Here is a 25332-nt window from a genome sequence, read left to right as displayed (position 1 = left end):
TTTAGCACTTGAAAAGCACCATGTATGCGTTCATATCAGTAATAATTCACCCTAACACAAATAGTAAGGAATGGTTTTGTCACAAACGCATTTTTATCAACCAAAAGAAGGTCATGGCCTGTCTCACGATCCGTTTAATGCGATCATCGCACCACGCCCAATCGGATGGATTTCTACAAAATCAAAAGCGGGTGTGCTAAACCTTGCCCCTTATAGCTTTTTCAATGCCCTTAACTACACGCCACCTATCATTGGTTTTTCAGTTGTAGGCAGTAAGAAAGATTCATTGGTAAACGTGCAGGATACCGGTGAGTTTTGCTGGAATTTGGTATCGGAAGAGGTGGTTAATGCGATGAACACAACAAGCAAGCCTTTGGCACCTGAAGAGAGTGAGTTTGAGCATGCCGGTCTTCAAACCGTAGAGAGCAAAATAGTGAAAGTACCCCGCGTAAAAGCAAGTAAGGTTAGCATGGAATGTAAGCTTACTGATGTGGTGCAATTAAAATCAGCGTCAGGCGATTCGGTAAATAGCTGGTTTATCATGGGCGAAGTAGTGGGTGTGCATATTGATAAGTCGCTTATTGATAAGGGGGTTTACAGCACGCTAAAAAGCGCGCCAGTTAGCCGCGGTGGTGGGCGCGGTGATTATTACAAAATTTCTCAGGAAAACTTCTTTGAAATGTTAAGACCAGAGTAACGGTCTTTGTAAAATAGCAGTAAAGTTCGAATATCAATCGGTGACCTATATGTTAAATATGAACTTTGATGAACGCTTGGTGATTAATACGCAAATGCAAGAGTGGCAAGCTTCACCGTCTTCTACGGTATGGCGTAAGCCTTTAGAGCGTGAGGCAAAAGAGTCAGGTCATACAACCAGCGTTGTAAAGTACGAAGCAGGCGCGAGTTTTAAGCAGCACCACCACCCGTATGGTGAAGAAATTTTGGTGCTTGAAGGTGTGTTTTCCGATGAACACGGTGACTATCCTGCAGGTACTTACCTGCGGAATCCTCCAGGAAGTAAACACAGCCCGTTTAGCAAAGAAGGCTGTGTGATTCTGGTTAAGCTTAATCAGTTTAATGAACGCGATTTGGCTGAGGTTAGGGTAAACACTAATACTGCAGAATGGCTTCAAGGGCAGGGCGGTTTACAAGTGATGACGCTTCACGACTTTGAGCATGAACATGTAGCGCTGGTTAAGTGGCCTGTTGGTGAGGTATTTAAACCCCACAAACACTTCGGAGGTGAAGAGATTTTTGTACTATCAGGTACATTCGAAGACGAGCATGGTATATACCCAAATGGCACGTGGATACGAAATCCTCATATGAGCCAACATCATCCATTTGTGAATGAGGAAACGATAATCTGGGTAAAAACAGGACATTTGCCGGTAGCGTTGTAAAGTCGTCCCCAAGGAAATTACGCGTTTCTGCGACGTGTAATTTTATCTTAAGAACGACTCCACTAGCTAAATGTTAAAGGGCTAAATAATGCCTAAATTAAACGCTTACGCTTACGCAACAGAAGTAGACTGAAACTAAGTATGAAAACACCTAATGTTTGCGGCGCCGACACTTGCAGCATAGATTGCCTGATAAAGTCTGCATGAAGCCACGTAGGTACATAACCACTCAGTTCGCCAAAGGTGTTGTTTAACTCGTCATCGGTATCTCCAAAGTCAGCACCAAATGTTAGGCCATAGCTGTTAATACCAGATAGTAGGTTGTTAATAAAATTGGGACCGCCAGAGTCACCTCCAGCCACACCTACTTCATTTAATCCTAACCCTAATTCTTCAAAAAGCGTTGTACCGAAAAAGTTGCCCAAATTACCTGACATATCATTTTCAGCAAGGCCCGTATCTAAATCCGAGATATAGGAGAACTCGATGTCGGCAGTACCGAAAAAGTTAAAGCCGTCAGGATCTCTATCTGTCCAAAATCCGCCAAATGCGTCGTCGCCAAACGCAAAGTCGTATACATTATTGCCTTGGCGAAGGCGCCCTGAATTTGCGGTTACTCCGTCATCACCATTGCCTCGTACCCCATAGCCTGCAACGTTAAATGCTTGGCCTGTTAGGTCGTCACCTAGATAAAGATCGTGAGACGTCGCCCATTCAGGCGCTTCGTCTGCAAGCCGAAGAATAGCAATATCATTTTGGTCGATCACTTCTCCGGTATAATCAGGATTCACAAAATAATCACTGACTTCTATTTCTACAACGCCTTCGGGACTTGCATAAATACTTGTTGCAGGGTCGAGCATTCCGTTTTCAGGTTGAAAGAAAATTGTGGTCGACAAAGGAAGGGCAGTTCCCGCACCGCTCGAAACGCAGTGTGCCGCGGTTGCTATTGAACGGCGGTCATTCAAAAGTGTACCTGAACAAACGAAATTACCATTGTTGGTTTGCATCAACATCCCAACGACACCGTTATAAGACGAATTCGCATTGTATAGTGGGTCCCCGGCTTGATTGCTGGCTGAACCCGTACCTAAATCAGAAGCGCCAATAATACGACTTGTTGCTTGCCACGATAAATCACCGTAACTACCAACATTTACACGTTTACTTACGTGACCAATATTAGTGCCTACTGTGTATCCACTTTTAAGCAATGATGCGTTTGCGACACCTGACGCACCTAACATGACAGTTACCGCAATTACCATTGATTTAACTTTTAGCATTTCACGCAACTCCAAATTGAATTTTTCGCTTGGAAAAACAGCAGGGCTTACAAGCGAAGTCTAGCTATTTTCTATAGGCGTAAGGTATTAGGAATATTTATTGTCGGGCATTGAGAAGCAAGAATTGAACCTCGTTTTTTTTCTCTATAAAACAAATATATATGATGGTTATTGAAACTTTAGCGGTAGATTTGTAAAAAGATCAGACAGTAATGTATATACGAAGTACTACTAATGACTAATGCAGCTTAAGTTTTAAAAGTAGGCTTGAGGAAAAGGCCGTAGGGTAATTTCAACATGCTACAAAAAGTGAGACAGCGTCTACTGTGAAAAGAAGTGTGCGGGATTAATCCCACACACCATCTTCAGATTTACCTTGTATTTCACAATCGCCCACTTTGTATTCCATGTTCGCGCCACTGTCTCTTTTTTTAAAGTAGTCTTTGCTAATAGACACAATAGTAGGGGTCATCCACACGATAGCGATAATATTTATAACCGTCATTAGGCCTAACGCCATATCGGCCATTGCCCATACCTGAGGAAGGGCTGCCTGTGCGCCCCAGTAAATCATGCCTAAATAACCAATAGTGTAAACTGCACGGCCTATTTTATTATCTAGCTTGAACATATGCAGGTTACTCTCGCCATAGGCATAGTTTGCCACTACAGACGTGAATGCAAATAAGCTGATGGCGGCAGCCACAAAGTCAGTACCGCCTTCGCCTAGGTGACTGCTCATCGCGTCTTGGGTTAGGCGTATGCCTTCCATTTGATCAGAGCTTGAACCGCCAGCAAGTAAAATGATGAAGGCAGTAGACGTACATAGCACGAGTGTATCTAAGAAAACGCCTAGCATCTGAATGTAGCCTTGCGATACAGGGTGATTAGGGTTTGGCACGGCGCTCGCCGCGGCGTGCGGTACAGAGCCGCTACCCGCTTCGTTTGAGTAAAGGCCACGCTGAATACCATTTTTTATAGCGGCACCTAGTGCGCCAGCGCCTGCTTCCTGCAAACCAAACGCAGACTTCACGATATCAAGCAGCATGGCTGGCAGTTCTGAAATATTAATAAAGGTAATAGCGAGCGCTACAAGCACATAGCCTATTCCCATAAATGGCACCACAAACTCGGCAAAACGGGCAATGCTTTTAAGGCCTCCTACTACAATTAAGGCTGCCAGAGCAATAATGGCTAGGCCCACATATTCTGTGGGGAATGAGTACGCATTGTTTAATGCATCGGTAATAGTATTGGCTTGAACGGCGCTAAAGACAAAGCCGTAGCCAAAAAACAAACATAGAGAAAATGCGACTGCAAGCCAGGTTTTGTTCAAACCCTGCTTGATATAATAAGCGGGACCGCCACGAAACTCGCCGTTTTCGTCACGTACTTTGTATAGCTGGCCTAACACACTTTCAGCAAAACCGGTGGCCATACCTAGAAGGGCTATCATCCACATCCAGAAAATAGCGCCCGCACCACCTAGTGAAATAGCAACTGCTACACCAGCTAAGTTACCGGTACCCACGCGAGCCGATAAACTGGTACACAAAGCTTGGAATGAACTTATGCCGTCTTTACTAGAGGTGTTACTGCCCTTCAGCAGGCTGAACATATGACCGAAGTGCCTAAGCTGCACACCGCCTAGTTTTACGGTAAACCAGATACCACATGCAAGCAGCATAATGATAAGTACCTGACCGTCTCCCCAAAGAATATTGTTAACTAATGAAACGAATTCGTTTATCACGCACTTTCCTTCGTTATTGTTTTAATTATTGCTCGGCGTGTAGAAATGAACTGAACATGACCGGTGCGTTGTCAGAACAAACGCTTTGGCATAAGCAAACACATATTTGCTAAACCTTGGAATAAGCCGAGCTATATCGATAAAGAACCAATACTAGCACGACAGTTAAATGAATGGACAATGAAAACGTGCTGAAGCTATGACGTTTTATGCTCGTATATAGCAAATTTATTCATTTAGAAGGGAAGGGGGAGAGTTTTTAGACTAAAATCTACCAGTACCTTTTAATAGGGGAAATACAAACAAAAAAACCGCTCAAGAGAGCGGCTTTTTCGAGAATATGGCTGGGGTAACAGGACTCGAACCTATGAATGGCGGGATCAAAACCCGCTGCCTTACCAACTTGGCTATACCCCAATATTGGTGCGGAAGGAGAGACTTGAACTCTCACGCCGTGAAGCACTGGAACCTAAATCCAGCGTGTCTACCAATTCCACCACTTCCGCAATGTAGACTTCCAATTAAGGAATAAGTAAAAGTTGGTGGCTACGGCGAGATTCGAACTTGCGACCCCATCATTATGAGTGATGTGCTCTAACCAACTGAGCTACGTAGCCTAAACTTTTATCTTCAATAAAAAGCCGCTCGATGAGCGGCTTCTCAAGAATTTGGCTGGGGTAACAGGACTCGAACCTATGAATGGCGGGATCAAAACCCGCTGCCTTACCAACTTGGCTATACCCCAAATGGTGCGGAAGGAGAGACTTGAACTCTCACGCCGTGAAGCACTGGAACCTAAATCCAGCGTGTCTACCAATTCCACCACTTCCGCGTAGACGCTAGCTATAATAGTCATTCAAAAAGAATGGCTGGGGTAACAGGACTCGAACCTATGAATGGCGGGATCAAAACCCGCTGCCTTACCAACTTGGCTATACCCCAGTCGTGGTGCGGAAGGAGAGACTTGAACTCTCACGCCGTGAAGCACTGGAACCTAAATCCAGCGTGTCTACCAATTCCACCACTTCCGCGCAGCTAGACTTTCCTAAAAGAGATAAGTGAGAATTGGTGGCTACGGCGAGATTCGAACTTGCGACCCCATCATTATGAGTGATGTGCTCTAACCAACTGAGCTACGTAGCCTTGCTATTCTCTTCCCTCTCAGGAAGTGGCGCGTATTATGCGTATATGACTGGCAACCGTCAACCCCTTTTTTACTAACTTTTTTTAAATGCTCATTAAGTGTGCGCATTAGGGTGAAATACGTGCAAAAAGCCGTGAAATTGAACAACTTGCACGAAATAACTTAGCTATTTACCACGCTTTGTTACTGGTTTTTGTTTGGTAATAACATACGTCAATAGGGCGCGGACCATACGTATTGTCATGAAAAAAAGGGTTATCTAAGTTTCTTCCTGTGTTTGCCCGTTTTTTATATTCTTCATGATGCGGCGTTTGCAAAAAATAAGGTGTAACATTATTTGAGTGTACAAATGCCTGTTTAATTTTGCTTTCTTGGGTTATGTCATCTAAAACGCCACCTGTGTCCATATTTCCACGCGGCAATTTTTGAAGTATATCCATACCTTTCACAACGCGACCAACGACTGACATATTCCTGTCTAAGTGACGTGGCGCTTGCCCAATCACAATATAAAACTCCGTACTGGCAGTATTTTTTTCGCTATTGCGAGCAAAAGCCACAACGCCAGAACAGTGAAGCCCCCACATTTCTTTACGGCTTTTATCAATGCCTACTGGAAAGCCATCTAAAAAGCCGGTACTAGGAGCAAACATATCTTTGTTCTCTACTACGTTCACATTGTTATTGAGCGGTTGGGTAAATTCAGCGTTAATAGGCTTAAGCAGCGCCGGCGGAAACTGTGAGGCATCATGATTATCGTTGCTGCCTGCCTGTGCCACAAACCCGTCTACCACACGATAAAACGCTTGTTCGTTATAAAAGCCTGCGTCTATTAAACTTTTAAACCTGGCTACATGTTTTGGTGCAAGGGTAGGGTGAAGTGCAATGATCACATCGCCATATGCAGTTTTAAACGTCACAGTATTACTCTGAGGTACTTGATACCAGCTGGCGGTGTTACTCGCTATTGCTGGTGTCTTTTCAACAGCATCGCTATTGATATGTGAATTCACTGGGTCAGCTTGAGGTTGACTGGCAAAAGAAAAATTAGCAAAGCTTAAAAAGCACAACGCTTTAATTGAGGTTCTTAATACTGAAAATCGTTTGGCTTGCTGTGATTTGCCGCAAGTTAAAGTACAAGCGGGCGATGAGGTAAGCTGATTAAAAGTCATTGCAAAGGCCGTTAGTTTTTTACTAGTTATATCAGGCCTATGTGCGCTTCACAATTATTCGCAAGAAACAAAAAAGCCACCTTGCGGTGGCTTTAGTAAACAGTGCTAATTTCTACATTAAAAATTACACGTTGAAGCGGAAGTGAATAACGTCACCGTCTTTAACAATATAATCTTTACCCTCTAAGCGCCATTTACCTGCGTCTTTGGCACCTTGCTCGCCGTTAAATTCAACGAAGTGCTCGTAGCCTACGATTTCGGCGCGAATAAAGCCTTTTTCGAAGTCGGTGTGAATTTTACCTGCTGCTTGTGGTGCAGTTGAGCCTTCTGGGAAAGTCCACGCGCGCACTTCTTTTACGCCTGCAGTAAAATAGGTTTGTAGCGTAAGAAGGCTGTAACCCGCACGAATTACGCGGTTAAGACCTGGTTCTTCTAGACCCATGTCTTGCATAAATTCTTCGCGCTCGTCGTCTTCAAGCTCAGCAATATCAGACTCGATTGCCGCACACACTGCAACTACAGTGGCATTTTCGCCTGCTGCGATTTCTTTAACCTGATCAAGGTACGGGTTGTTTTCAAAACCGTCTTCATTTACATTCGCAATGTACATGGTTGGCTTAAGGGTAAGCATGTTCATGTAGCTGATTGCGGCAAGCTCTTCTTTAGTCAGCTCAAGTGAACGTAGTAACAAGCCTTCATCTAGGTGTGGCTTAATTTTCTCAAGTACTTTCATTTCATACTTGGCATCAGCATCGCCACCTTTTGCACGCTTAGCAATACGGTGAAGAGCTTTTTCTGTCGTTTCTAAGTCGGCAAGTGCAAGCTCGGTGTTAATAACATCGATATCGTCTTTAGGACTTACGCGACCTGCAACGTGAACAATATTCTCATCGTCAAAGCAGCGTACTACGTGACCAATAGCGTCAGTTTCACGGATGTTAGCCAGGAATTTATTTCCTAAACCTTCACCTTTCGAGGCACCTTCAACCAAGCCAGCAATATCTACAAATTCCATGGTAGTAGGAATAACGCGCTGAGGCTTTACGATTTCAGCCAACTTGTCCAAACGAAGATCTGGCACAGGAACAACACCTGTGTTTGGCTCGATAGTACAAAACGGAAAGTTTGCCGCTTCAATACCTGCTTTTGTTAATGCATTAAAAAGTGTTGATTTACCTACGTTTGGTAGGCCAACAATACCGCATTTAAAACCCATGGTATGGATCCTTAGTTTGGAAAAGTGATAACTGGCTAGGTTTACCCTTTGTGCGAGTGTAACCTGTTTTGTGCTTGCTTAAGGTCTTCTTTCAGCAAGATTTCTGTACAGCGTACCGCTTCATCGATGGCACTTTCAATGGCTGCTTTTTCTTCTGCTGGTGGCTTTCCAAGAACATGGCCGGTAACGCGGCTTTTATGACCTGGATGACCAATACCTATGCGCAAACGCAAAAAATTCTTGTTGTTACCCATTTTAGCCACAATGTCACGTACGCCATTTTGACTAGAGCTTCCGCCCACTTTGTATTTTGCGATACCTGGGGGTAAATCTAATTCGTCAAACGCTACTAATATTTGTTCTGGTTCTATGCGGTAAAAATTAGCCAGTGCTGCTACAGCTTGTCCACTTTTATTCATGAACGTAGTGGGGTAGAGCAAACGGATATCTTTGCCTGCAATGGTAATGCGAGCAGTTTTACCGAAGAATTTGGTTTCTGGTTTTAGCGGGGCGTTGTAGGTGTCGGCTAGTTGGTTGAGAAACCATTCACCGGCATTGTGTCGGGTATTTTCATATTCGGGGCCTGGATTACCCAGACCCACGATAAGGCGGATATCAGCCAAGAGGATTATTCCTCAGAAGCTGCTTCTTCGCCGTCTTCTTCTGCGTCAGCCGCTTTAGGAGCAGGCTTAACAGTTACAACCGCTAGGTCGTGAGCTTCGTCGTTCTTCGCAAGTTCTACTGAAGAAACGCCAGCTGGAAGAGTTAGGTCAGAAAGGTGTAGCGTTTGACCCATTTCAACACCAGCCATGTCTACTTCGATGAACTCAGGAAGGTTCTTAGGTAGACAAGTAACTTCGATTTCAGTTACGTGATGCTCAGCAATACCGCCAGCTTTAACTGCAGCAGATTTCTCTTCATTTACGAAGTGAAGTGGTACGTTAGTGTGAACGTCTTGACCAGCGATTACACGTTGGAAGTCAATGTGTGTGATCTTTGGCTTGAACGGGTGACGTTGCATATCTTTAACTAGAACTTCAACAACTTTACCTTCAAGGTTAATCTCAAGAACGTGAGAATAAAACGCTTCAAAGTCAGCAGAGTTGTTTACTTTGTTATGATCTAGTGTGATAGAAACTGGCGCTTCTTCACCACCGTAGATGATACCAGGAAGCTTATCTTCGCGACGTAGGCGGCGGCTCGCACCTTTCCCTAGGTCTGTACGAACAGAAGCGTCTAGTTTGAAATTTGCTTCAGACATTGTCTGTCTCCAAAAATATAAGTCTAATGATGTGGACTTTTGCGACCAAAACCCACTGTAAAATGATGTGAATTGCGTTAAAAAATAACTTTTTATGCGCAATAAAACACCAGCCCAAAATTCAAGGGCGGCGAATTCTAACACCACCTACTAAAACATACAATTATAAAGGCAGATAAAATATTCAAGTAAGCAAATGTGAGCATTCGCGTTGTTCACAATATAAGCGCACTTTAGCGCGCTTATATTGTGTTTGTATTAAATAGCCTGGTGTGGAGACCAACTTGACCGTTAATTGTCTCTTTCCTAGGACCTTTATAAGGTAAACAGACCCTAGGCACATAGCAACTTTTTACACAAGCGATTATTTCGTCAGCACCACGCGGTAGTGGGCTTTGCCTTCTCTTAGCCGCGCAATTGCGTCATTTACGTCATCAAACTTGAACGTTTCGGTAACAGGTTCAATATTGTGGTGAGCTGCAAAATCTAGCATAGTTTTAATGGTCGCAGGGCTCCCCACTGGCGAGCCTGACACACTTTTCTGACCGCCAATTAAGTTAAATGCGCCAATATCAAGAGGTTCAAGCGTAGCACCTACAAAGTGAAGTCGGCCTTTAGGTGCCAGTGTAGATAGGTACAAGTTCCAGTCTAGCTTTACGTTGACGGTTGAAATAATTAAGTCAAATCGACCACGCGCTTTTTTAATTTCATCTTCATCACGGCTATTAACTGTATCTGACGCACCTAGCTCTAACGCTTCTTTCTTTTTAGAGTCGCTTGAAGTGAAAGCGACCACTTTGCATCCCCATGCATTTAAAAACTGCAAGGCGAGATGGCCTAGACCGCCAATGCCGACCACGCCCACTTCACAGGTTGGACTAATTCCAAACTGGACTAGCGGGTTGAATACGGTAATACCGCCGCAAAACAAAGGGCCTGCTTTTGTGCTGTCGATAGCTTCAGGAAGGGGAATAACGGCACGTGCTTGGGCGCGCACTTTATCTGCAAACCCACCGTGGCGACCACCAATGGTCATCGTAGCATCGGCACACAAATTATGATCGCCTTCTTCGCAGGTTCTACAGCTATTGCAATAGCCTGAATGCCAGCCCAATCCTACACGCTGACCAACTTTCAAAGATGTTACATGTTCCCCTACTTGGCTAATTGTGCCTACAACCTCATGGCCTGGAACAAAAGGGTATTCTGTCATGCCCCATTCATTATCTAGCATGCTTAGGTCGCTGTGGCAGATACCGCAGCTTTCAACGTCTATTTCAACATCATGTGACCCAAGCTTACCGGGGTCGTATTGAAACTTTTCCAGTTTTCCGCCTGCTTCTTTAGCGGCAAACGCATTTATCATCAATAATCCTCCTTCTTAGTGCTTAATTGCACTAGTAGCACGAAAGCAAAATGTTTTATTTGCTACATTCCACACCAAAATCTTGATCATTGTGTTTGTAAATTATCAATCACCTTACTGGTATCAAGTACCTTAACGTTTGTCACCTGAAGCACAGTGCCGAACTGAGTAAACGTCATCATGTCAGGTTTGGGCGTACCTTTTACTTCAACGACAAGTCCGTTCTTTTGATAAGTTTCGTCTAGGCCATGTAGCGTATAGCGGTCGCCGTTTTCAGAAATAAATGCGTAAAAACCGCCTTCGAGGTCTTTATAAATAATACTGCCCTTCATGGTCACTTCGCCTTTTGCATTATCTTCTATTGCTTCGGCTTGAGTAACAGGCTCAGCGACCAGTTCTTTTGGCATAGACTCTGTCTCAGAATGTATTTGCTTTTCTTTATCTACCATTGTGACGTCCTGACTCTCTTCTTCTGAAGAGCAAGCGATAAGTGTAAGTGCAGAAGTGAATATAAGTACTCGTTTTAGTCGATTGTTTTTCATTCTTTTATTCCTCTTTCGAATGAGTATAGGGTCATAACATTAGCGCTGAAAAAACGGTAAATCACAATTTAAAAGTGTTGCTGCCCATTAACTCTTTTCCCAAAAGCAGTCTTCCACGCCGTTTAAGTAATTTCTACAAAAAACACAGAATCGTATACATTTTTTTTACACTACAATAGAAAATCGCGCTTATTTAAGATAGAAGTAAAGTTTGCGAATTTTCTTAATGAGACAAGGATACGCTTGAAGAAAGCCGCATGTATGTACCACTATGAAAAGGCGTTCTACTAACTGATTCTAAAAATACGTTTAACTATTCCTTTAATAAGTAACTGAAATTGCGATTTTTTTTCAACTTATTGTTCGCTGCATTATTTTTCATATTTTCTCAATTAATTACACTGAGCCAAGCGGTATAACACTTTTTACTATTTTGCGGCATTTGAATTCGGGAAAGGAGTTGGCATAGACCCTGCTACATTCACGATGGTTTATGTAATGACACCGATAGGGTTACCTACGATTAATTCAAGGTCGATGTCTTACATATCAAATATACCTTTAACTAGGGTTATCCATAGCAACGTTTTTAAGGAGAGAAAATGAAGCATTTAACTAAAATTTTTGCAGTATCGAGCCTAGCACTAGCGGCAAGTGCATGCGACGTGAATAAAACTGAAGATGGCGAAATGCCTGATGTCGACGTGGAGTCTGGTGAACTACCCGAATATGAGGTAAAGAAAACCGATGACGGCAAAATGCCAGATATTGACGTTGAGGGCGGCGAATTGCCTGAGTACGACGTGGATACGGTAGATGTTGATGTAAGAACAGAAACTAAAGAAGTTGAAGTGCCTGTTGTAGACGTAGACATGCCCGAAGACGATGAAGAAGATGACATTGATAATTAATCAATGCTTTGTATAAAAGAAGCGAGTGAAACAGTGCTATCAAAAGACATTGTCTCACTCGCTTTTTAGTGCGAGTTAGTACTCAAACATTGCTGAAATAGACTCTTCGTTGCTGATGCGACGAATGGTTTCAGCAAGCATTTCAGATAAAGTAAGCTGTTTTACTTTTCCAATTTGCTTCATCTCTGCACTTAATGGGATAGAGTCGGTAACGATAATTTCGTCAATAACAGACTCTTTAAGATTATTTGCAGCGTTACCTGAAAAGATAGCGTGAGTCGCGTAAGCATAAACACGGCGCGCACCATGCGCTTTAAGCGCTTCTGCTGCTTTTGCAAGTGTACCGCCTGTGTCAATCATATCATCGACAATGATGCAGTCTCTGTCTTTCACGTCACCAATGATGTTCATTACCTGAGCCACGTTCGCTTTAGGGCGGCGCTTATCGATAATGGCAAGATCGGTGTCGTTAAGTAGTTTCGCAGTAGCACGTGCACGTACAACACCGCCAATATCAGGAGAAACGACTACAGGATCGGCAAAGTCACGTCTTACCATGTCAGCAAGAAGGATAGGAGTACCGAATGCGTTATCTACCGGAACATCAAAGAAACCTTGAATCTGTTCGGCATGTAGGTCGATAGTAAGTACGCGGTCAACACCAACGTTAGACAGGAAGTCAGCCACTACTTTCGCAGTAATTGGCACCCTAGCTGAACGAACACGACGGTCTTGACGTGCATAACCAAAGTAAGGAATTACTGCTGTAATACGACCAGCTGATGCGCGACGTAGAGCGTCGATCATCACAATAAGTTCCATAAGGTTATCGTTAGTAGGCGCACACGTAGACTGGATAATAAAAACGTCCGAGCCACGGACGTTTTCATGAATTTCTACGCTGATTTCACCGTCACTGAAACGGCCAACTTTGGCATTTCCAAGTTTGGTGTAGAGGCGATCGGCAACTTTCTGGGCAAGTTCTGGTACGGCATTACCTGCAAAGAGCTTCATATCTGGCACAAGTGGTTCCTCAGTGCGTTGATAAAAGAGGTTTGGCTGGGGTAGCAGGACTCGAACCTACGAATGGCGGGATCAAAACCCGCTGCCTTACCAACTTGGCTATACCCCAATTTTTAAGTTCTTGTCCGATGTGGCGTACACGCTATTTTTGTTGTTCTAATTTGTCTAATAGTGGTGAGCGATTCACACCTTTTGCGACAAAACTCTGCCAAGATCCAGGCATTTGAGCCCTAACTTGTTCGGCTAAAGTGTAGTCAGAAAAAGTGGCAAACACGCATGCACCTGTGCCCGTCATTCGCGACGGTGCGTAGTGTACCAACCACTGTAATAATTTTGCAACTTCGGGATAGCGATTCGCGACTAATTGTTGGCAATCATTCCAAGTTTTTTCAAATTTGTAGTCTTTCCAACGTATCGCTGGTGTATTTCTGGGCAAATCTGGCGAATTAAATACTTCGGCTGTGCTGACTTGAACGTTTGGGTTCGCCACAAGAAAATACTGTTCTTGCTGAGGTGCTGGCGTTATATCTTCTCCAACGCCTCCTGCAAATGCCGTTAGACCTCGCACAAAAATAGGTACGTCAGCGCCTAAAGCTAACCCAAGCTCGGCCAGTTCATCTTCACTTAGCCCTGTGTTCCATAAATGATTAAGCGCCACTAACGTGGTTGCTGCATTCGATGATCCCCCGCCAATGCCGCCACCCAAGGGAAGGCGCTTGTCTAATGAAATAACGGTACCTTTATTACATTTTGTTTTTGTTGCCAGCAGTCGCGCTGCTTTTACAATTAAATTGTCATCGTCTGGTACGCCATCCAGTGGGGTTTCCATGCGAATACTTGTATCGCCTGTGCTTATGTCAAAGGCGAGCGCATCGCCATAATCTAGCATTTGAAAAAGGCTTTGAAGCTGGTGATAGCCGTTGTCGTAGCGGCCAAGAATATGTAAGAAAAGATTTAGTTTGGCGGGAGAAGGCCACCAATCTTTTTGTTTAGAAACAGATGCGTTCACTACAGAGTCCAATGATAAATTTTAATTTTAAGCTGAGTTTGAGGCATTTCCGGCGTTTCGTTTTGAGTAAGCGTTATGCTGTGAGGCAACCATACAGATGTGCCATCATCTAGATCAACACTGCCGTAGTTACCGTAAGCGACTTGCCAATTGCGGCAACCTTGGCAATAGCTCTCTAGGGTATTAACCAACCCTTTTTCAGTTAGGGTGAATTTGTCACCGTCCAGCGGTAGTCCTTTTACCCAAGACAACAGTGATTCCACCGGAATTACCATTCCCGTAATCTGATAAATAAGTGGTCCCGGTAGGGCATCAACGTACGTTTCCCCATCAGCTTCTAATACTGACTGCTGCTGGGTAACATTGAGGTTCACCAGACTTACCCCTAAAAAATTGGTTAATCGAAAATCAAAATCACCGGAATCGTTTTTCCAGACTAAATTAAGGCTGGCCGCTTCCTTTCCTTGGCGAAATGCAATTTTTCCGCGTATTTGCCACTGATGTACTTCAGCAATTTTTTCAAGTTGAGCCGTGAGGTTTACCGTGTTTTCTGGGCCTTGGGGAGCGGTTGTGCATGCACTCAATACGAAGCAGAGAAACAACAGTAGGGAAATAAAGCGAATCATTAAGGCGCGTTACCTGTATAAAAATAAAACACATTTAATTGTGACATTATGGGAACACAGTTTCACCAACACTTTCAATCATTTTGGGTTTTTCGTACAATGCCGCTCCGACGTTGCCAGCACAGATTTTAATGACTTTACTCGCCCTCGGTATTAACCACAAAACAGCACCAGTAGCACTTCGTGAAAAAGTGGCCTTTACACCAGACTCTCTGGTGGAAGCGCTTGCGAGTTTAAAAAAGCTGGAAGGCGTAGATGAGTCAGTCATTGTATCGACCTGTAACCGCACCGAGCTTTACGTCAATACTCAAGACGACACAGGCCAAAAGCTTCTACAATGGTTAAGTGACTTCCATCATTTAGATGTAGAAGAAATTGCCAATAACAGCTATGTGCTCGCGCAAGATGAAGCGGTAAAGCATATAATGCGCGTAGCCAGCGGGCTTGATTCACTGATTTTAGGTGAGCCTCAAATATTAGGGCAGGTGAAGCAGGCATTTGGCGATGCGAAACACTCAGGTATGGTGAGCAGCGAATTCGATAAGCTGTTTCAACATACGTTTTCAGTGGCGAAGCGAGTTCGCAGTGAAACAGATATAGGTGCAAACGCGGTAAGCGTAGCTTATGCAGCCGTGCAGTTGGCAAAACATATCTTTGCAGAGCTACCTAAGCGTTCAGTATTGCTCGTGGGTGCGGGTGAAACGATAGAGCTCGTAGCCCAACACTTAAAAGAACAGGGCGTGAGTTGTTTGGCCGTGGCGAATAGAACCGTAGCGCGTGCTGAGGCGCTAGCCGAAACACTAGACGCGAGTGTATACACTTTGTCGCAAGTGCCAGAGCACTTAAAAGACTTTGATATCGTGATAAGCTCTACCGCTAGCCAACTGCCCTTAATTGGCAAGGGTATGGTGGAGAAAGCCCTTAAACAGCGCAAAAACATGCCGATGTTTTTGGTCGACTTGGCGGTACCACGAGATATCGAGTCAGAGGTTAACGAGCTAGGCGATGCCTATCTTTATACCGTTGATGATTTGCAGCATATTGTTCAGAAGAATTTAGAAAACCGCGAGCAAGCTGCAAAAGAAGCAGAAAAGCTCATCGACAAACAAGCTGGCGACTACATGACGTGGAAGCAGTCGCAGCAATCGATAGATTTAGTAAGACAGTATCGCCAAAAAGGCATGGCACAGCGTGACGATATTGTGGAAAAAGCCAAAGCGCAATTAGCGGAAGGTAAAAATGCCGAAACGGTATTAGAAGAAATGGCGTATAAATTAACCAATACGCTATTGCACCCAACAACCTTAGCGTTACGCGAGGCTGCCATGCACGATGACCCGGCGTTGAGCCGTTGGATGGGACAGGCATTAGATTTATCTGACGTTTCGTCAGACGATAATAAATAAGGTAATAAGAAGCATATGAAAGAGTCGGTAGTTAGGAAACTCGAACACTTAGTCGAGCGTTTCGAAGAAGTTCAGGCGTTGTTAGGCGACCCTGGAGTTATCGGCGATCAGGGTAAGTTTCGCAACTTGTCAAAAGAGTTCAGTCAGCTAGAAGATGTGGTGGCAGGCTTTAATGCTTATCAGCAAGCACAAGAAAACTTAAGCTCAGCGCAGGAAATGTTGAATGAAGACGACGCCGAAATGCGCGAGATGGCACAGGAAGAGATGAAAGAAGCCAAGGCGGAAATTGAGCGCCTTGAAACTGAACTTCAGGTGCTACTTTTGCCAAAAGACCCTAATGATGACAACAACTGCTTCTTGGAAATTCGCGCAGGTGCGGGTGGTGACGAAGCGGCGATATTTGCAGGTGACTTGTTCCGCATGTACAGCCGTTATGCCGAAAGTCGTGGCTGGCGTGTAGAGTTAGTTAACGCTAATGAAGGTGAGCACGGTGGTTATAAAGAAGTCATTGCAAATGTAAGCGGCGATGGCGTGTACGGCGTATTGAAATTCGAATCGGGCGGGCACCGTGTGCAGCGTGTGCCAGAAACCGAGTCGCAAGGCCGCATCCACACCTCGGCATGTACCGTGGCGGTATTACCAGAAATTCCAGAGTCGCAGGCAATTGAAATTAACCCTGCAGAGCTTCGCATCGATACCTTCCGAGCATCAGGCGCGGGTGGTCAGCACGTTAACAAAACTGACTCGGCTATTCGTATTACTCACTTGCCAACAGGCTTGGTAGTGGAATGTCAGGACGAGCGTTCACAGCACAAAAACCGTGCAAAAGCGATGTCGGTACTTCAAGCGCGCTTAAATCAGATTGAAGAAGAAAAGCGTGCAGCAGAAGAGGCATCTACCCGTAAGAGCCTAGTCGGTAGCGGCGACCGCTCTGAGCGAATTCGTACTTATAACTTCCCGCAGGGGCGTGTAACCGACCACCGTATCAACCTGACTATTTATCGTTTAGACGAAGTGGTGGAAGGTGACCTTAAGCAGCTTATCGACCCAATTTTGCAAGAGCATCAGGCCGATCTATTAGCTTCTCTTTCTGACGAATAGCGTTGCCTGACGAGTATTCGGTCTTGTTAAACAAACTGTTTATAGAAAAACAATGCGCATAGACAACGCTCTAGCATGGGCCGCTGAGCAATTAGAGGGTGGGGACTCACCCTCTGTTGATGCCAAAGTCATGTTGGCGAACATTCTAGGTAAGTCACAAACTTACTTATTCACATGGCCTGATAAAACCTTGGATGCCGCCCAAAAAGCGCGATTTGAAGCGGCTGTGGCCAAGCGAAAACGGGGTGAGCCTGTGGCCTATATTATCGGCAAGCGCGATTTTTGGACCCTGTCACTGTCTACCTCGCCAGATACGTTAATTCCGCGTCCTGATACCGAAGTGCTGGTTGAGCAGGTGCTTAAGTGGGCAAACCAACAATCCTCTGCATCTTTATCAATTTGTGATTTGGGAACGGGTACGGGGGCCATTGCACTGGCATTAGCAAGCGAGCTGCCAGAAGCATCCGTTATTGGTGTAGACTTTCAAGGCGGGGCGGTGAACCTTGCTACCCGCAATGCAAAAGCGAATAGCATAGCCAATGCGTTTTTTGTACAAAGCGATTGGTTTAGCGCACTGGCAGGCGAAACCTTCGACATTATTGTTTCGAACCCACCGTACATAGAAGAATCCAGTCCATACCTTAATGAAGGCGACGTGCGTTTTGAGCCCAAAACAGCATTAACCTCGGGCAGTGATGGTCTAGACGACATTAAACACATTATTAATAATGCGCCTCAATATCTCAATAAAGGTGCCTTACTCGCATTCGAACACGGGTTTGACCAAGGGAATGCGGTTAATACTTTGCTTGCAGATGCAGGGTTTGTAAACGTTACAACCGTTAAGGACTATGGCGACAACGATCGTGTTACGTTAGGACACTGGTAATAGGTTTTAATGTTAAAATTTATCTTTCCTATAGTTATCAAAAATGAATAACAAACTTGCTAATATTTTGTTTTACATTAGTATTTGGTAGGTGATTATTGCACCACAAAAAGCGCTAGATTATACCAATCTGCATAGATCATTACCCACTCAGCGAGAGTCAAAATGTTCGTAATCGCGGCGTGTTACCGCAGGTATAGTGGTTCTACATCAAGGTGACACAACAAAGAGTACGGACATTTTAAACTCGCCTTCTGAATGGGCAATTATCTATGCGGATTGGTATTGAACAATCTTTTACACTACAGGACGTACCAGATGAATGATGACTTTCTTTTCGCAGAAGACGACGATGAAAATGAAGTGGACGATCTGGGTAGCTGGAAAGTACTCATTGTTGATGATGAACCCGAAGTACACGCGGTGACCAAACTGGCGCTGAATGACTTTAGCTTAAATGGCAAAACCCTTGAGTTCGTCAGTGCCTACAGCGGCGAGGAAGCCAAGGCAATTTTCAAAGCCCATGACGATATTGCGGTTGTATTACTTGATGTTGTTATGGAGACTGATGACGCCGGTCTTAAAGTGGCCGAATATGTGCGTAACGAATTAGATAATCATTTCACGCGTATTATTTTGCGCACTGGACAACCTGGCCAAGCCCCTGAAAAAGATGTCATCATTAATTACGACATTAATGACTATAAATCGAAAACTGAGCTTACGGCACAAAAACTCTTCACCGTTATTATCGCAGCGCTTCGTTCCTACCGAGACATTATTGTTATCGAAGAAAATCGACGAGGCCTTGAAAAAATCATAGATGCGTCTGTGGATTTATTTTCTTCTCGCTCCCTTGAAAAGTTCATGCAGGGCATTATTCAACAGCTAGCATCTATTTTGGGCTGTTCAAAGGATGCTGCTTACATTACCACAGCGGTGGCAACCACATCGCGCACCATTAACACCAACAACAGCAAATTGGGTGACGACGAATTATATGTTTTTGCGGGCAATGGCGAGTACGCTAGCAAAGAAGGTGTGCCTTTAAAAGACGCAATTAGCGCACAAGAGTACGCCCTGTGCAGAAGAGCCATGCGCGACAAACAAATAGTCTATGCCGAAGATCATGTGGTCGCTTATTGTAATAGCAAGACTCACAACGGCGCGCTCCTGTATTTGTCCGGGTTGCCGAGACGGATAGGCGAGAGCGATCGTCATTTGGTCAAACGCTTTTCAGACAGCGTACAGCTTGCTTTTGATAATGTACTTAAAACCGTTGATGTAGAAGCAACGCAAAAAGAAATAATAGAACGGTTAGGCCGAGCGTTAGAGCATGAATCGAACGCATCGAATAACCTAACAAGATTGGTTGAAATGGCGCAGTTATTAGCAGATAAAGTTGGGCTTAGCGAGCAAGACGTTCACGCACTGCGCCTTGCTGTGCCGCTTCATGATATTGGGACGTCTATCGTGCCGAAGTCTATTTTGCACAAAACGACGCCGTTGACTGAAGAAGAGGTGTTTGAAATCCGTCAGCATGCTGAGTTTGGGTATCAAATTTTGCGAGATTCAACCCGCCCAACCATCCAGCTTGCTGCGATGTTAGCGAAGCAGCACCATGAGCGCTGGGATGGTAAAGGGTATCCCGATGGGCTTAAAGGCCATGAAATTGATATTAAAAGTCGTATTGCCACTTTAGTTGATGTGTTTGATGCGCTATTAAATCCACGGCCGTATAAGCCAGCGTGGACAATTGACAAGGTTGAGACCGTACTGAAAGAAGAAAGTGGCAAGCACTTTGACCCATATTTAGTCCAATGCATGCTAGATAACCTCCCATCCTTTATGGCAATTCAAGCTCAATACCCTGACACATAATGTTTCATTTTCCCGTTATTTACGCATTGCAATACGCTACAATAACATCGTTAAAACAGGCGCTACAAACAAAGCTAAGACAGGTGCACAGTGCACCTGTTTTTTGAGTTTGCCTCTCGTATTGCGAGATTGTTGCATTTTGCTGCGCAGCAAAACGCAAACACCCCTAATTAACACATGTGTTAAAGTAACGAGCAGTAGTCTCACTATCTAATAAGAACAGGAACACATTATGTACATGATGGCTAAACACCTTCACATGACCGCAGTTGGCTTGAGCATACTATTTTTTGTCTTTCGCTTTATATGGAGTCAGTTCGACGCTACAGCGCTAAGTAAAAAGTGGGTTAAAATACTTCCTCATATTATCGATACCGTGTTGTTGGCCAGTGCAATTTGGTTATGCATTATTTTGTCTCAATATCCTTTCGTAAATGCTTGGCTTACTTTTAAAGTTGTGGGCGTGGTGCTGTATATAGTGTTTGGGTTATTCGCACTGAAAAAAGCCAAGACAGCGTTGGGGAAATGGAGTTTTTTCGTGGCTGCGATTGCTGTACTTATGGCAACGGCTATGGTTGCTGTAACCAAACAACCTCTTTTTTAAGATTTAATTGGAATTAAGTAATGTCTGAATCTCAACAGGTTATAAATGTAGGTAACGTTGACGTTGCCAACCACTTACCTTTCGTTCTGTTTGGTGGAATGAACGTGCTCGAGTCTCGCGATCTCGCTATGCGTATTGCAGAGCACTATGTTGAAGTAACGCAAAAGTTAAACATCCCTTATGTTTTTAAAGCCTCGTTTGATAAAGCAAACCGTTCATCGGTTACGTCTTATCGTGGGCCTGGAATGGAAGAGGGGTTGCGTATTTTTGAGGAGATTAAGTCCACGTTCAACGTTCCACTTATTACAGATGTACACGAACCTCATCAAGCGGCTCCCGTTGCTGAAGTGGTTGATGTTATTCAGTTGCCTGCTTTCTTAGCGCGCCAAACTGACCTTGTGGTTGCAATGGCAAAAACGGGTGCCGTAATTAACGTAAAGAAACCTCAGTTCTTAGCACCACATGAAATGCGCCATATCATTGGAAAGCTAGGCGAAGCGGGTAACGATAATGTCATTCTTTGTGAGCGCGGTAGCTGCTTCGGCTATAACAATTTGGTTGTTGACATGCTTGGCATGGACGCAATGAAAGAATATGCCCCCGTAATATTTGATGCGACTCACGCACTTCAAATGCCAGGAGGACGTGCGACGTCTGCCGACGGTCGTAGAGCGCAAGCTGCACAGCTAGCAAGAAGCGGTATGGCGCTAGGTTTAGCGGGTTTGTTCATTGAGGCTCACCCTAACCCTGATGAAGCGCTTTGTGATGGGCCTTGTGCATTACCGTTGGCAAAACTAGAGCCTTATTTACAGCAGATGAAAGCGTTAGACGAGTTAGTGAAAGGTTTTGACGCGTTAGATACAAGCAATACCTAAGCAGGTGTTGATGGCGTATGCCGGTGCAAGCACCGGCATGCGTATCAGGTGTGTAAGCCGCTTATTCCGTTTCAGAAACGTTTACGCGCACGTCACCTTTTGTCATTGCTAATAAGTTCTTATGAAGTTGGACTTGAGTCTCTTCAGCTAATATTGCTTTAGAATGCTTTTTAACAACAATGTTTGCATCGTTTTCTGGCAGTACTTCTGCCATTTTTACGTTGGTCATTGCTGTGTTAATTAACGATTGTAGATTGATCTTTTCTGGTTGTGCGTTAGCATTTGCTGCAGCGCTTACAAACGCCATAACAGAAACACTAGCTAAAAGTAATTTTTTCATTTTCACACCTAATAAAAATAATTAAATAATTGTTGGTGAATGTTAATTTGCTTAACAAATATTCACCATAAAGTTATGAAATTAAATGCTCTTTTTTAATTTCGGATAAATTATAGTCAGTGGGTGTTGAAAAATAAAACGAGTAAAAGTATGGGTTCTCATTAGAAAATCTAATGAATCTGTCATGCTTCGGTCACACTGGATTCAAAACAAACTATGCATCGACGTTTACCCCCTCTCAATGCCTTGAAATCGTTTGAAGCGGCCGCTCGCCATTTGAGTTTCACTAAGGCAGCCGATGAGCTTTTTGTTACTCAAGCTGCCGTGAGTCATCAAATAAAAGCGCTTGAAGAATTTTTATCTATGAAGCTATTTCTACGAAGAAATAGAACCTTGTTGCTGACAGAGGAAGGTCAGGCCTATTTCCTAGAGTTGAAAGATATCTTTAAAAACTTACAAGACGCGACGGAAAGATTACTTGCGAAGGGTAGCAAAGGTGCCATTACAGTAGCTATGCCTCCTAGCTTTGCCAGCCAATGGCTAGTTCCTCGTATTCATAAATTTAGTTTGGCTCATCCAGATATCGACGTACGCATTAAAGCTGTAGATTTCGACGAAGGCTTTTTAGAAGACGATGTAGATGTGGCCATATACTACGGCAAAGGTCGTTGGGCTGGTCTACAAGCAGATCAATTACATCGAGAGTTTCTCACTCCGCTATGTTCGCCCATGCTTTTCCAGGGGCCAAAGCCTTTATCCAGCTTATCTGATTTAAGGCATCACGTGTTGCTTCACGATTTAAGCCGTACTGCGTGGAAAAATTGGTTAAAACACGTGGGTGTGGTTGGCGTGAACGTTAACCAAGGCCCGGTTTTCAGCCACTCTATGTTGGTATTACAGGCTGCCGCACTAGGCCAGGGTATTGCGTTGGGTAACACGGTACTTGCAAGGCCGGAAATTGAAGCGGGAAGGCTAGTTATGCCGTTCGAAGAGCGGGTAGAGAGTCGCGATGCATTTTATTTAGTGTGTGAAGAATCGCAGGCTGAACTGGGTAAGATTGCAGCATTTAGAGACTGGATCTTAGCGCTGGTTGAAGCTGAGCAAGAGGAATTGTTGTAATATGACTAAGTTGAACACCGTTGCTGAGCAGCCTGGTTTTGACATTGAATTGCATGCAGCCGATAAGCCTATAGCGTGCTTGATACTGGGCCACGGAGCCGGTGCGGGGAAGGAACATGAGTTCATGCAAGACATAACAAAGGAACTTGTTGCCAAAGGTATATCAACCGTTCTTTTTAATTTTCCTTATATGCAAACCATTAAAGCAACCGGTAAGCGAAGGCCTCCCGATAAAGCGGATAAACTCATGTCACACTTTACAGCGGTTATTGAAACTTGCAGCAAAGATAACAAAGCCTTGCATAATTTGCCTGTATTCATAGGTGGAAAGTCGATGGGCGGGCGCATGGCTACCATGGTGTATGAAGCGGTGAGCAATGTAAAAGGCGCGATAGCGCTGGGCTATCCATTTCACCCTCCAGGTAAGCCAGAAAAAACGCGAACCGAGCACCTGTTAACGGCGTCAAAGCCTTTGCTTATTATTCAGGGGGAACGAGATACCTTTGGTACGAAGAGCGAAGTAGAGGATTACATAAAGCGATGCATGTTATCTACAGATATCAAATACACCTATTTAGAAGACGGCGATCACAGTTTTAAGCCTCGAAAAGCAAGCGGTAAAACACAACAAGCACATATTGTTAAAGCTGCCACGCTTACCGCGTCTTTTATTGAAACCGTTTTACATAACTAATGGTTAATCAGAAATCAGAGCGAACGATTAATTTAATGAAAACTGAAAAACTTTGGTTAGCTACTGTTGCTAAACCGTATCTTATTATTGGGGCATTGCTCGCAGGCCTTTCTGTAGTGCTAGGCGCGTTTGGCGCACATGGTTTAAAAAGCGTGTTAACTGTACAGCAACTCAACACGTTTGAAATTGGTGTGCGTTATCAAATGTATCACGCATTAGCCTTACTGCTTTTGCCTGCGCTGTCAGGGGCTGTTTCATCGGCGTGGGCCAATCGGGTAGCGTTTTGTTTCGTTACCGGGACGGTGTTGTTTAGTGGAAGTTTATATGCGCTAGGAATAAGCGGTATAAAATGGTTTGGCCCGATAACGCCTTTAGGGGGCATGTTCTTTATTATTGGGTGGGTGTTGTTAGTGGTTGGACTGATAAAGGGTCAAAAGTTAACGCTGCAACAAAAAGAAGGTAAGGACAAAACGCACCACAGGCCGGAGGCAGGTAATGTCTAACACTAGCATTTTAGGATATTGTCGACCTGGTTATGAAAACGATACGGCTAACGAACTCACCTCGAGATACGGTGAAGCTCAGTGTTATGGCTACCCAGTATCGAAGAAGAACAGTGGCTTTGTACTTTATCACTTATACGATGCCTTACAGCTTGAGCAGACCATTACCCAGTTTGCGGTTCATGACAGTATTTTTCCTCGTCAGCTGATAGCTGTTTTTGCCACACTAACCGGTATAGAAAAAGAAGACAGAGTAGGGCAAGTGCTAGAGGCCTTGAAAGAAGTAGAAAAACCGTTTTCTATTTTTGGCGCCATTGACGTTGAATACCCGGATACCGAAGAGGGGAAAACTCTCGCAAAGTTTTGCCGTAAGTTTACCGTACCTCTTCGCCAAGCGTTAAGAAAAGCAGGGTGGCTTACGTCCAAGGAAAACCTGGGTAAACCTAAACTACATATTTTTTTTGAGTCATTTGAAATTTGTCATATTGGCTATACATTACCCAGTCATGCCAATGGCGATCATTTGGGCATTTGCCGATTAAAGTTCCCCAGTGACGCGCCGAGTCGCTCTACGCTTAAGCTTGAAGATGCACTTGTGAATATGCTTAGCGACAAACAGCAAACTAAAGTACTTCGAAGCGGTGGACGTGCAGTGGATCTCGGTGCATGCCCGGGTGGTTGGACTTATCAGCTGGTTAAGCGCGGAATGTATGTTGAAGCTATCGACAATGGACTTGTAGCCGATAGTTTAATGAGCACGGGGTTGGTTGAACATCACGCTGCAGACGGGTTTACCTATCGACCACAATTTGGTCGTGTAGATTTGCTGGTATGTGATATGATAGAGCAACCCGATAGGGTAGCAAAATTGATGGGTGATTGGTTAGTTAAGCACTGGGCAACGCATGCAATATTCAATTTAAAGTTACCTATGAAACAACGTTATGAAACTGTAGTTGAAGCCATGACGTTGCTAAGAAGCCGATTAAATGCTTTGGAAGATGCATTTGCGGTGAAGGTGAGGCATCTCTACCACGACAGAGATGAAGTTACAGTAACAATTGTTCGCACTTCAAAAGATGAGGTGTGATTTTGTTATTTTTCAAAAAAGTGTCATAACTTATTAAGTTTTTGATATTTATAGAAAAGAATTAATGGTGGTGCGGATTTTAGTAAACGAATTTAAGGTTTATGCTAAAAAAGGTGTA

General features: G+C 44.1%; 25 protein-coding genes and 9 tRNA genes. 13 read left to right on the top strand and 21 right to left on the bottom strand.

Going from position 1 to position 25332, the window contains the following annotated elements; translation table 11 throughout:
• Window positions 1-76: 76 nt before the first annotated feature.
• Together V7R42_RS02000 and V7R42_RS01995 are read left to right on the top strand one after the other, a co-directional pair.
• Window positions 77-697 carry a flavin reductase family protein gene (locus V7R42_RS02000; RefSeq protein ID WP_334018564.1) on the top strand — a complete coding sequence of 207 codons (621 nt, stop codon included), beginning with the start codon at window positions 77-79 and terminating at the stop codon, window positions 695-697.
• Window positions 698-746: 49 nt separating this feature from the next.
• Window positions 747-1403 carry a cupin domain-containing protein gene (locus V7R42_RS01995; protein ID WP_334018563.1) on the top strand — a complete coding sequence of 219 codons (657 nt, stop codon included), beginning with the start codon at window positions 747-749 and terminating at the stop codon, window positions 1401-1403.
• Between the two features lie 92 nt (window positions 1404-1495).
• Here V7R42_RS01995 and V7R42_RS01990 read toward each other — a convergent pair whose 3' ends face one another.
• From V7R42_RS01990 to V7R42_RS01915, 16 genes are all read right to left on the bottom strand, one after another.
• Entirely contained in the window at window positions 1496-2689 is a 1194-nt protein-coding gene (locus V7R42_RS01990) for a trypsin-like serine protease (protein ID WP_334018562.1), read from the bottom strand.
• 346 nt (window positions 2690-3035) lie between these two features.
• Window positions 3036-4442 carry an alanine/glycine:cation symporter family protein gene (locus tag V7R42_RS01985; RefSeq protein ID WP_334018561.1) on the bottom strand — a complete coding sequence of 469 codons (1407 nt, stop codon included), beginning with the start codon at window positions 4440-4442 and terminating at the stop codon, window positions 3036-3038.
• A 341-nt stretch (window positions 4443-4783) separates the two neighbouring features.
• Window positions 4784-4859: transfer RNA gene (locus V7R42_RS01980), tRNA-Gln, on the bottom strand.
• Window positions 4860-4863: 4 nt separating this feature from the next.
• Window positions 4864-4948, bottom strand: a tRNA-Leu gene (locus V7R42_RS01975).
• Window positions 4949-4982: 34 nt separating this feature from the next.
• Window positions 4983-5059, bottom strand: a tRNA-Met gene (locus tag V7R42_RS01970).
• A 52-nt stretch (window positions 5060-5111) separates the two neighbouring features.
• Window positions 5112-5187, bottom strand: a tRNA-Gln gene (locus tag V7R42_RS01965).
• Between the two features lie 2 nt (window positions 5188-5189).
• A tRNA-Leu gene (locus V7R42_RS01960) sits at window positions 5190-5274 on the bottom strand.
• 34 nt (window positions 5275-5308) lie between these two features.
• A tRNA-Gln gene (locus tag V7R42_RS01955) sits at window positions 5309-5384 on the bottom strand.
• 4 nt (window positions 5385-5388) lie between these two features.
• Window positions 5389-5473: transfer RNA gene (locus V7R42_RS01950), tRNA-Leu, on the bottom strand.
• Window positions 5474-5508: 35 nt separating this feature from the next.
• A tRNA-Met gene (locus V7R42_RS01945) sits at window positions 5509-5585 on the bottom strand.
• 171 nt (window positions 5586-5756) lie between these two features.
• Window positions 5757-6758, bottom strand: a complete 1002-nt coding sequence (locus V7R42_RS01940; protein WP_334018560.1) for a peptidylprolyl isomerase — start codon at window positions 6756-6758, stop codon at window positions 5757-5759.
• A gap of 124 nt (window positions 6759-6882) precedes the next feature.
• A complete protein-coding gene (ychF, locus tag V7R42_RS01935; RefSeq protein ID WP_334018559.1) occupies window positions 6883-7974 on the bottom strand; it encodes a redox-regulated ATPase YchF in 1092 nt (363 codons plus the stop codon).
• 41 nt (window positions 7975-8015) lie between these two features.
• Window positions 8016-8597, bottom strand: coding sequence for an aminoacyl-tRNA hydrolase (gene pth, locus V7R42_RS01930; protein WP_334018558.1), 582 nt, complete (start codon window positions 8595-8597; stop codon window positions 8016-8018).
• Between the two features lie 5 nt (window positions 8598-8602).
• Entirely contained in the window at window positions 8603-9235 is a 633-nt protein-coding gene (locus V7R42_RS01925; protein ID WP_334018557.1) for a 50S ribosomal protein L25/general stress protein Ctc, read from the bottom strand.
• Window positions 9236-9599: 364 nt separating this feature from the next.
• Window positions 9600-10601: an NADPH-dependent aldehyde reductase Ahr gene (gene ahr, locus V7R42_RS01920; RefSeq protein WP_334018556.1), complete on the bottom strand. Its 1002-nt coding sequence runs from the start codon at window positions 10599-10601 to the stop codon at window positions 9600-9602.
• Window positions 10602-10687: 86 nt separating this feature from the next.
• Complete coding sequence (locus V7R42_RS01915; protein ID WP_334018555.1) at window positions 10688-11143, bottom strand: ribose-phosphate pyrophosphokinase; 456 nt, start codon at window positions 11141-11143, stop codon at window positions 10688-10690.
• Window positions 11144-11745: 602 nt separating this feature from the next.
• On the opposite strand from V7R42_RS01915, the gene V7R42_RS01910 reads away from it, so the two are divergent.
• Window positions 11746-12054 carry a hypothetical protein gene (locus V7R42_RS01910; protein ID WP_334018554.1) on the top strand — a complete coding sequence of 103 codons (309 nt, stop codon included), beginning with the start codon at window positions 11746-11748 and terminating at the stop codon, window positions 12052-12054.
• Between the two features lie 75 nt (window positions 12055-12129).
• On the opposite strand, the gene V7R42_RS01905 is transcribed toward V7R42_RS01910, so the two are convergent.
• From V7R42_RS01905 to lolB, 4 genes are all read right to left on the bottom strand, one after another.
• Window positions 12130-13077 (bottom strand): ribose-phosphate pyrophosphokinase, encoded by a 948-nt coding sequence (locus tag V7R42_RS01905; protein ID WP_014949014.1) that lies wholly within the window; start codon window positions 13075-13077, stop codon window positions 12130-12132.
• A gap of 33 nt (window positions 13078-13110) precedes the next feature.
• A tRNA-Gln gene (locus tag V7R42_RS01900) sits at window positions 13111-13186 on the bottom strand.
• Between the two features lie 33 nt (window positions 13187-13219).
• Window positions 13220-14086, bottom strand: coding sequence for a 4-(cytidine 5'-diphospho)-2-C-methyl-D-erythritol kinase (gene ispE / locus V7R42_RS01895; protein ID WP_334018553.1), 867 nt, complete (start codon window positions 14084-14086; stop codon window positions 13220-13222).
• On the bottom strand, window positions 14086-14712 hold the full coding sequence (gene lolB / locus V7R42_RS01890) for a lipoprotein insertase outer membrane protein LolB (RefSeq protein ID WP_334018552.1): 627 nt from the start codon (window positions 14710-14712) through the stop codon (window positions 14086-14088). Before lolB ends, ispE begins: the two co-directional genes overlap by 1 nt.
• A gap of 131 nt (window positions 14713-14843) precedes the next feature.
• Here lolB and hemA point away from each other — a divergent pair, with 131 nt between their 5' ends.
• From hemA to kdsA, 6 genes are all read left to right on the top strand, one after another.
• Window positions 14844-16118, top strand: coding sequence for a glutamyl-tRNA reductase (gene hemA, locus V7R42_RS01885; protein ID WP_334018551.1), 1275 nt, complete (start codon window positions 14844-14846; stop codon window positions 16116-16118).
• Window positions 16119-16133: 15 nt separating this feature from the next.
• On the top strand, window positions 16134-17219 hold the full coding sequence (prfA, locus tag V7R42_RS01880; RefSeq protein ID WP_334018550.1) for a peptide chain release factor 1: 1086 nt from the start codon (window positions 16134-16136) through the stop codon (window positions 17217-17219).
• A gap of 52 nt (window positions 17220-17271) precedes the next feature.
• Window positions 17272-18108, top strand: coding sequence for a peptide chain release factor N(5)-glutamine methyltransferase (gene prmC / locus V7R42_RS01875; protein ID WP_334018549.1), 837 nt, complete (start codon window positions 17272-17274; stop codon window positions 18106-18108).
• A gap of 318 nt (window positions 18109-18426) precedes the next feature.
• The gene (locus tag V7R42_RS01870; RefSeq protein WP_334018548.1) at window positions 18427-19989 is read left to right on the top strand and encodes a DUF3369 domain-containing protein; all 1563 of its coding nucleotides are present in this window, start codon (window positions 18427-18429) and stop codon (window positions 19987-19989) included.
• A gap of 232 nt (window positions 19990-20221) precedes the next feature.
• Window positions 20222-20593, top strand: a complete 372-nt coding sequence (locus V7R42_RS01865) for a SirB2 family protein (RefSeq protein ID WP_334018547.1) — start codon at window positions 20222-20224, stop codon at window positions 20591-20593.
• Between the two features lie 20 nt (window positions 20594-20613).
• Window positions 20614-21468: a 3-deoxy-8-phosphooctulonate synthase gene (gene kdsA, locus V7R42_RS01860; protein ID WP_334018546.1), complete on the top strand. Its 855-nt coding sequence runs from the start codon at window positions 20614-20616 to the stop codon at window positions 21466-21468.
• A 61-nt stretch (window positions 21469-21529) separates the two neighbouring features.
• Here the strand turns inward: kdsA and V7R42_RS01855 are convergent, their stop codons facing one another.
• Complete coding sequence (locus V7R42_RS01855) at window positions 21530-21808, bottom strand: hypothetical protein (RefSeq protein ID WP_334018545.1); 279 nt, start codon at window positions 21806-21808, stop codon at window positions 21530-21532.
• A 216-nt stretch (window positions 21809-22024) separates the two neighbouring features.
• Here V7R42_RS01855 and V7R42_RS01850 point away from each other — a divergent pair, with 216 nt between their 5' ends.
• The 4 genes from V7R42_RS01850 to rlmM are packed head-to-tail and all read left to right on the top strand — an operon-like array spanning window position 22025 to window position 25214.
• A complete protein-coding gene (locus V7R42_RS01850) occupies window positions 22025-22927 on the top strand; it encodes a transcriptional regulator GcvA (RefSeq protein WP_334018544.1) in 903 nt (300 codons plus the stop codon).
• A 1-nt stretch (window position 22928) separates the two neighbouring features.
• Complete coding sequence (locus V7R42_RS01845; RefSeq protein ID WP_334018543.1) at window positions 22929-23621, top strand: alpha/beta family hydrolase; 693 nt, start codon at window positions 22929-22931, stop codon at window positions 23619-23621.
• A gap of 35 nt (window positions 23622-23656) precedes the next feature.
• Entirely contained in the window at window positions 23657-24124 is a 468-nt protein-coding gene (locus tag V7R42_RS01840; protein ID WP_334018542.1) for a DUF423 domain-containing protein, read from the top strand.
• The gene (gene rlmM, locus V7R42_RS01835) at window positions 24117-25214 is read left to right on the top strand and encodes a 23S rRNA (cytidine(2498)-2'-O)-methyltransferase RlmM (RefSeq protein WP_334018541.1); all 1098 of its coding nucleotides are present in this window, start codon (window positions 24117-24119) and stop codon (window positions 25212-25214) included. Before V7R42_RS01840 ends, rlmM begins: the two co-directional genes overlap by 8 nt.
• Window positions 25215-25332: the final 118 nt, after the last annotated feature.

It is taken from the genome of Alteromonas sp. S015 (assembly GCF_036864485.1).
Taxonomy (GTDB): domain Bacteria; phylum Pseudomonadota; class Gammaproteobacteria; order Enterobacterales; family Alteromonadaceae; genus Alteromonas.
The sequence above is the reverse complement of the archived record's forward strand: the minus strand, read 5'-3'. Positions and strand labels throughout refer to the sequence as shown.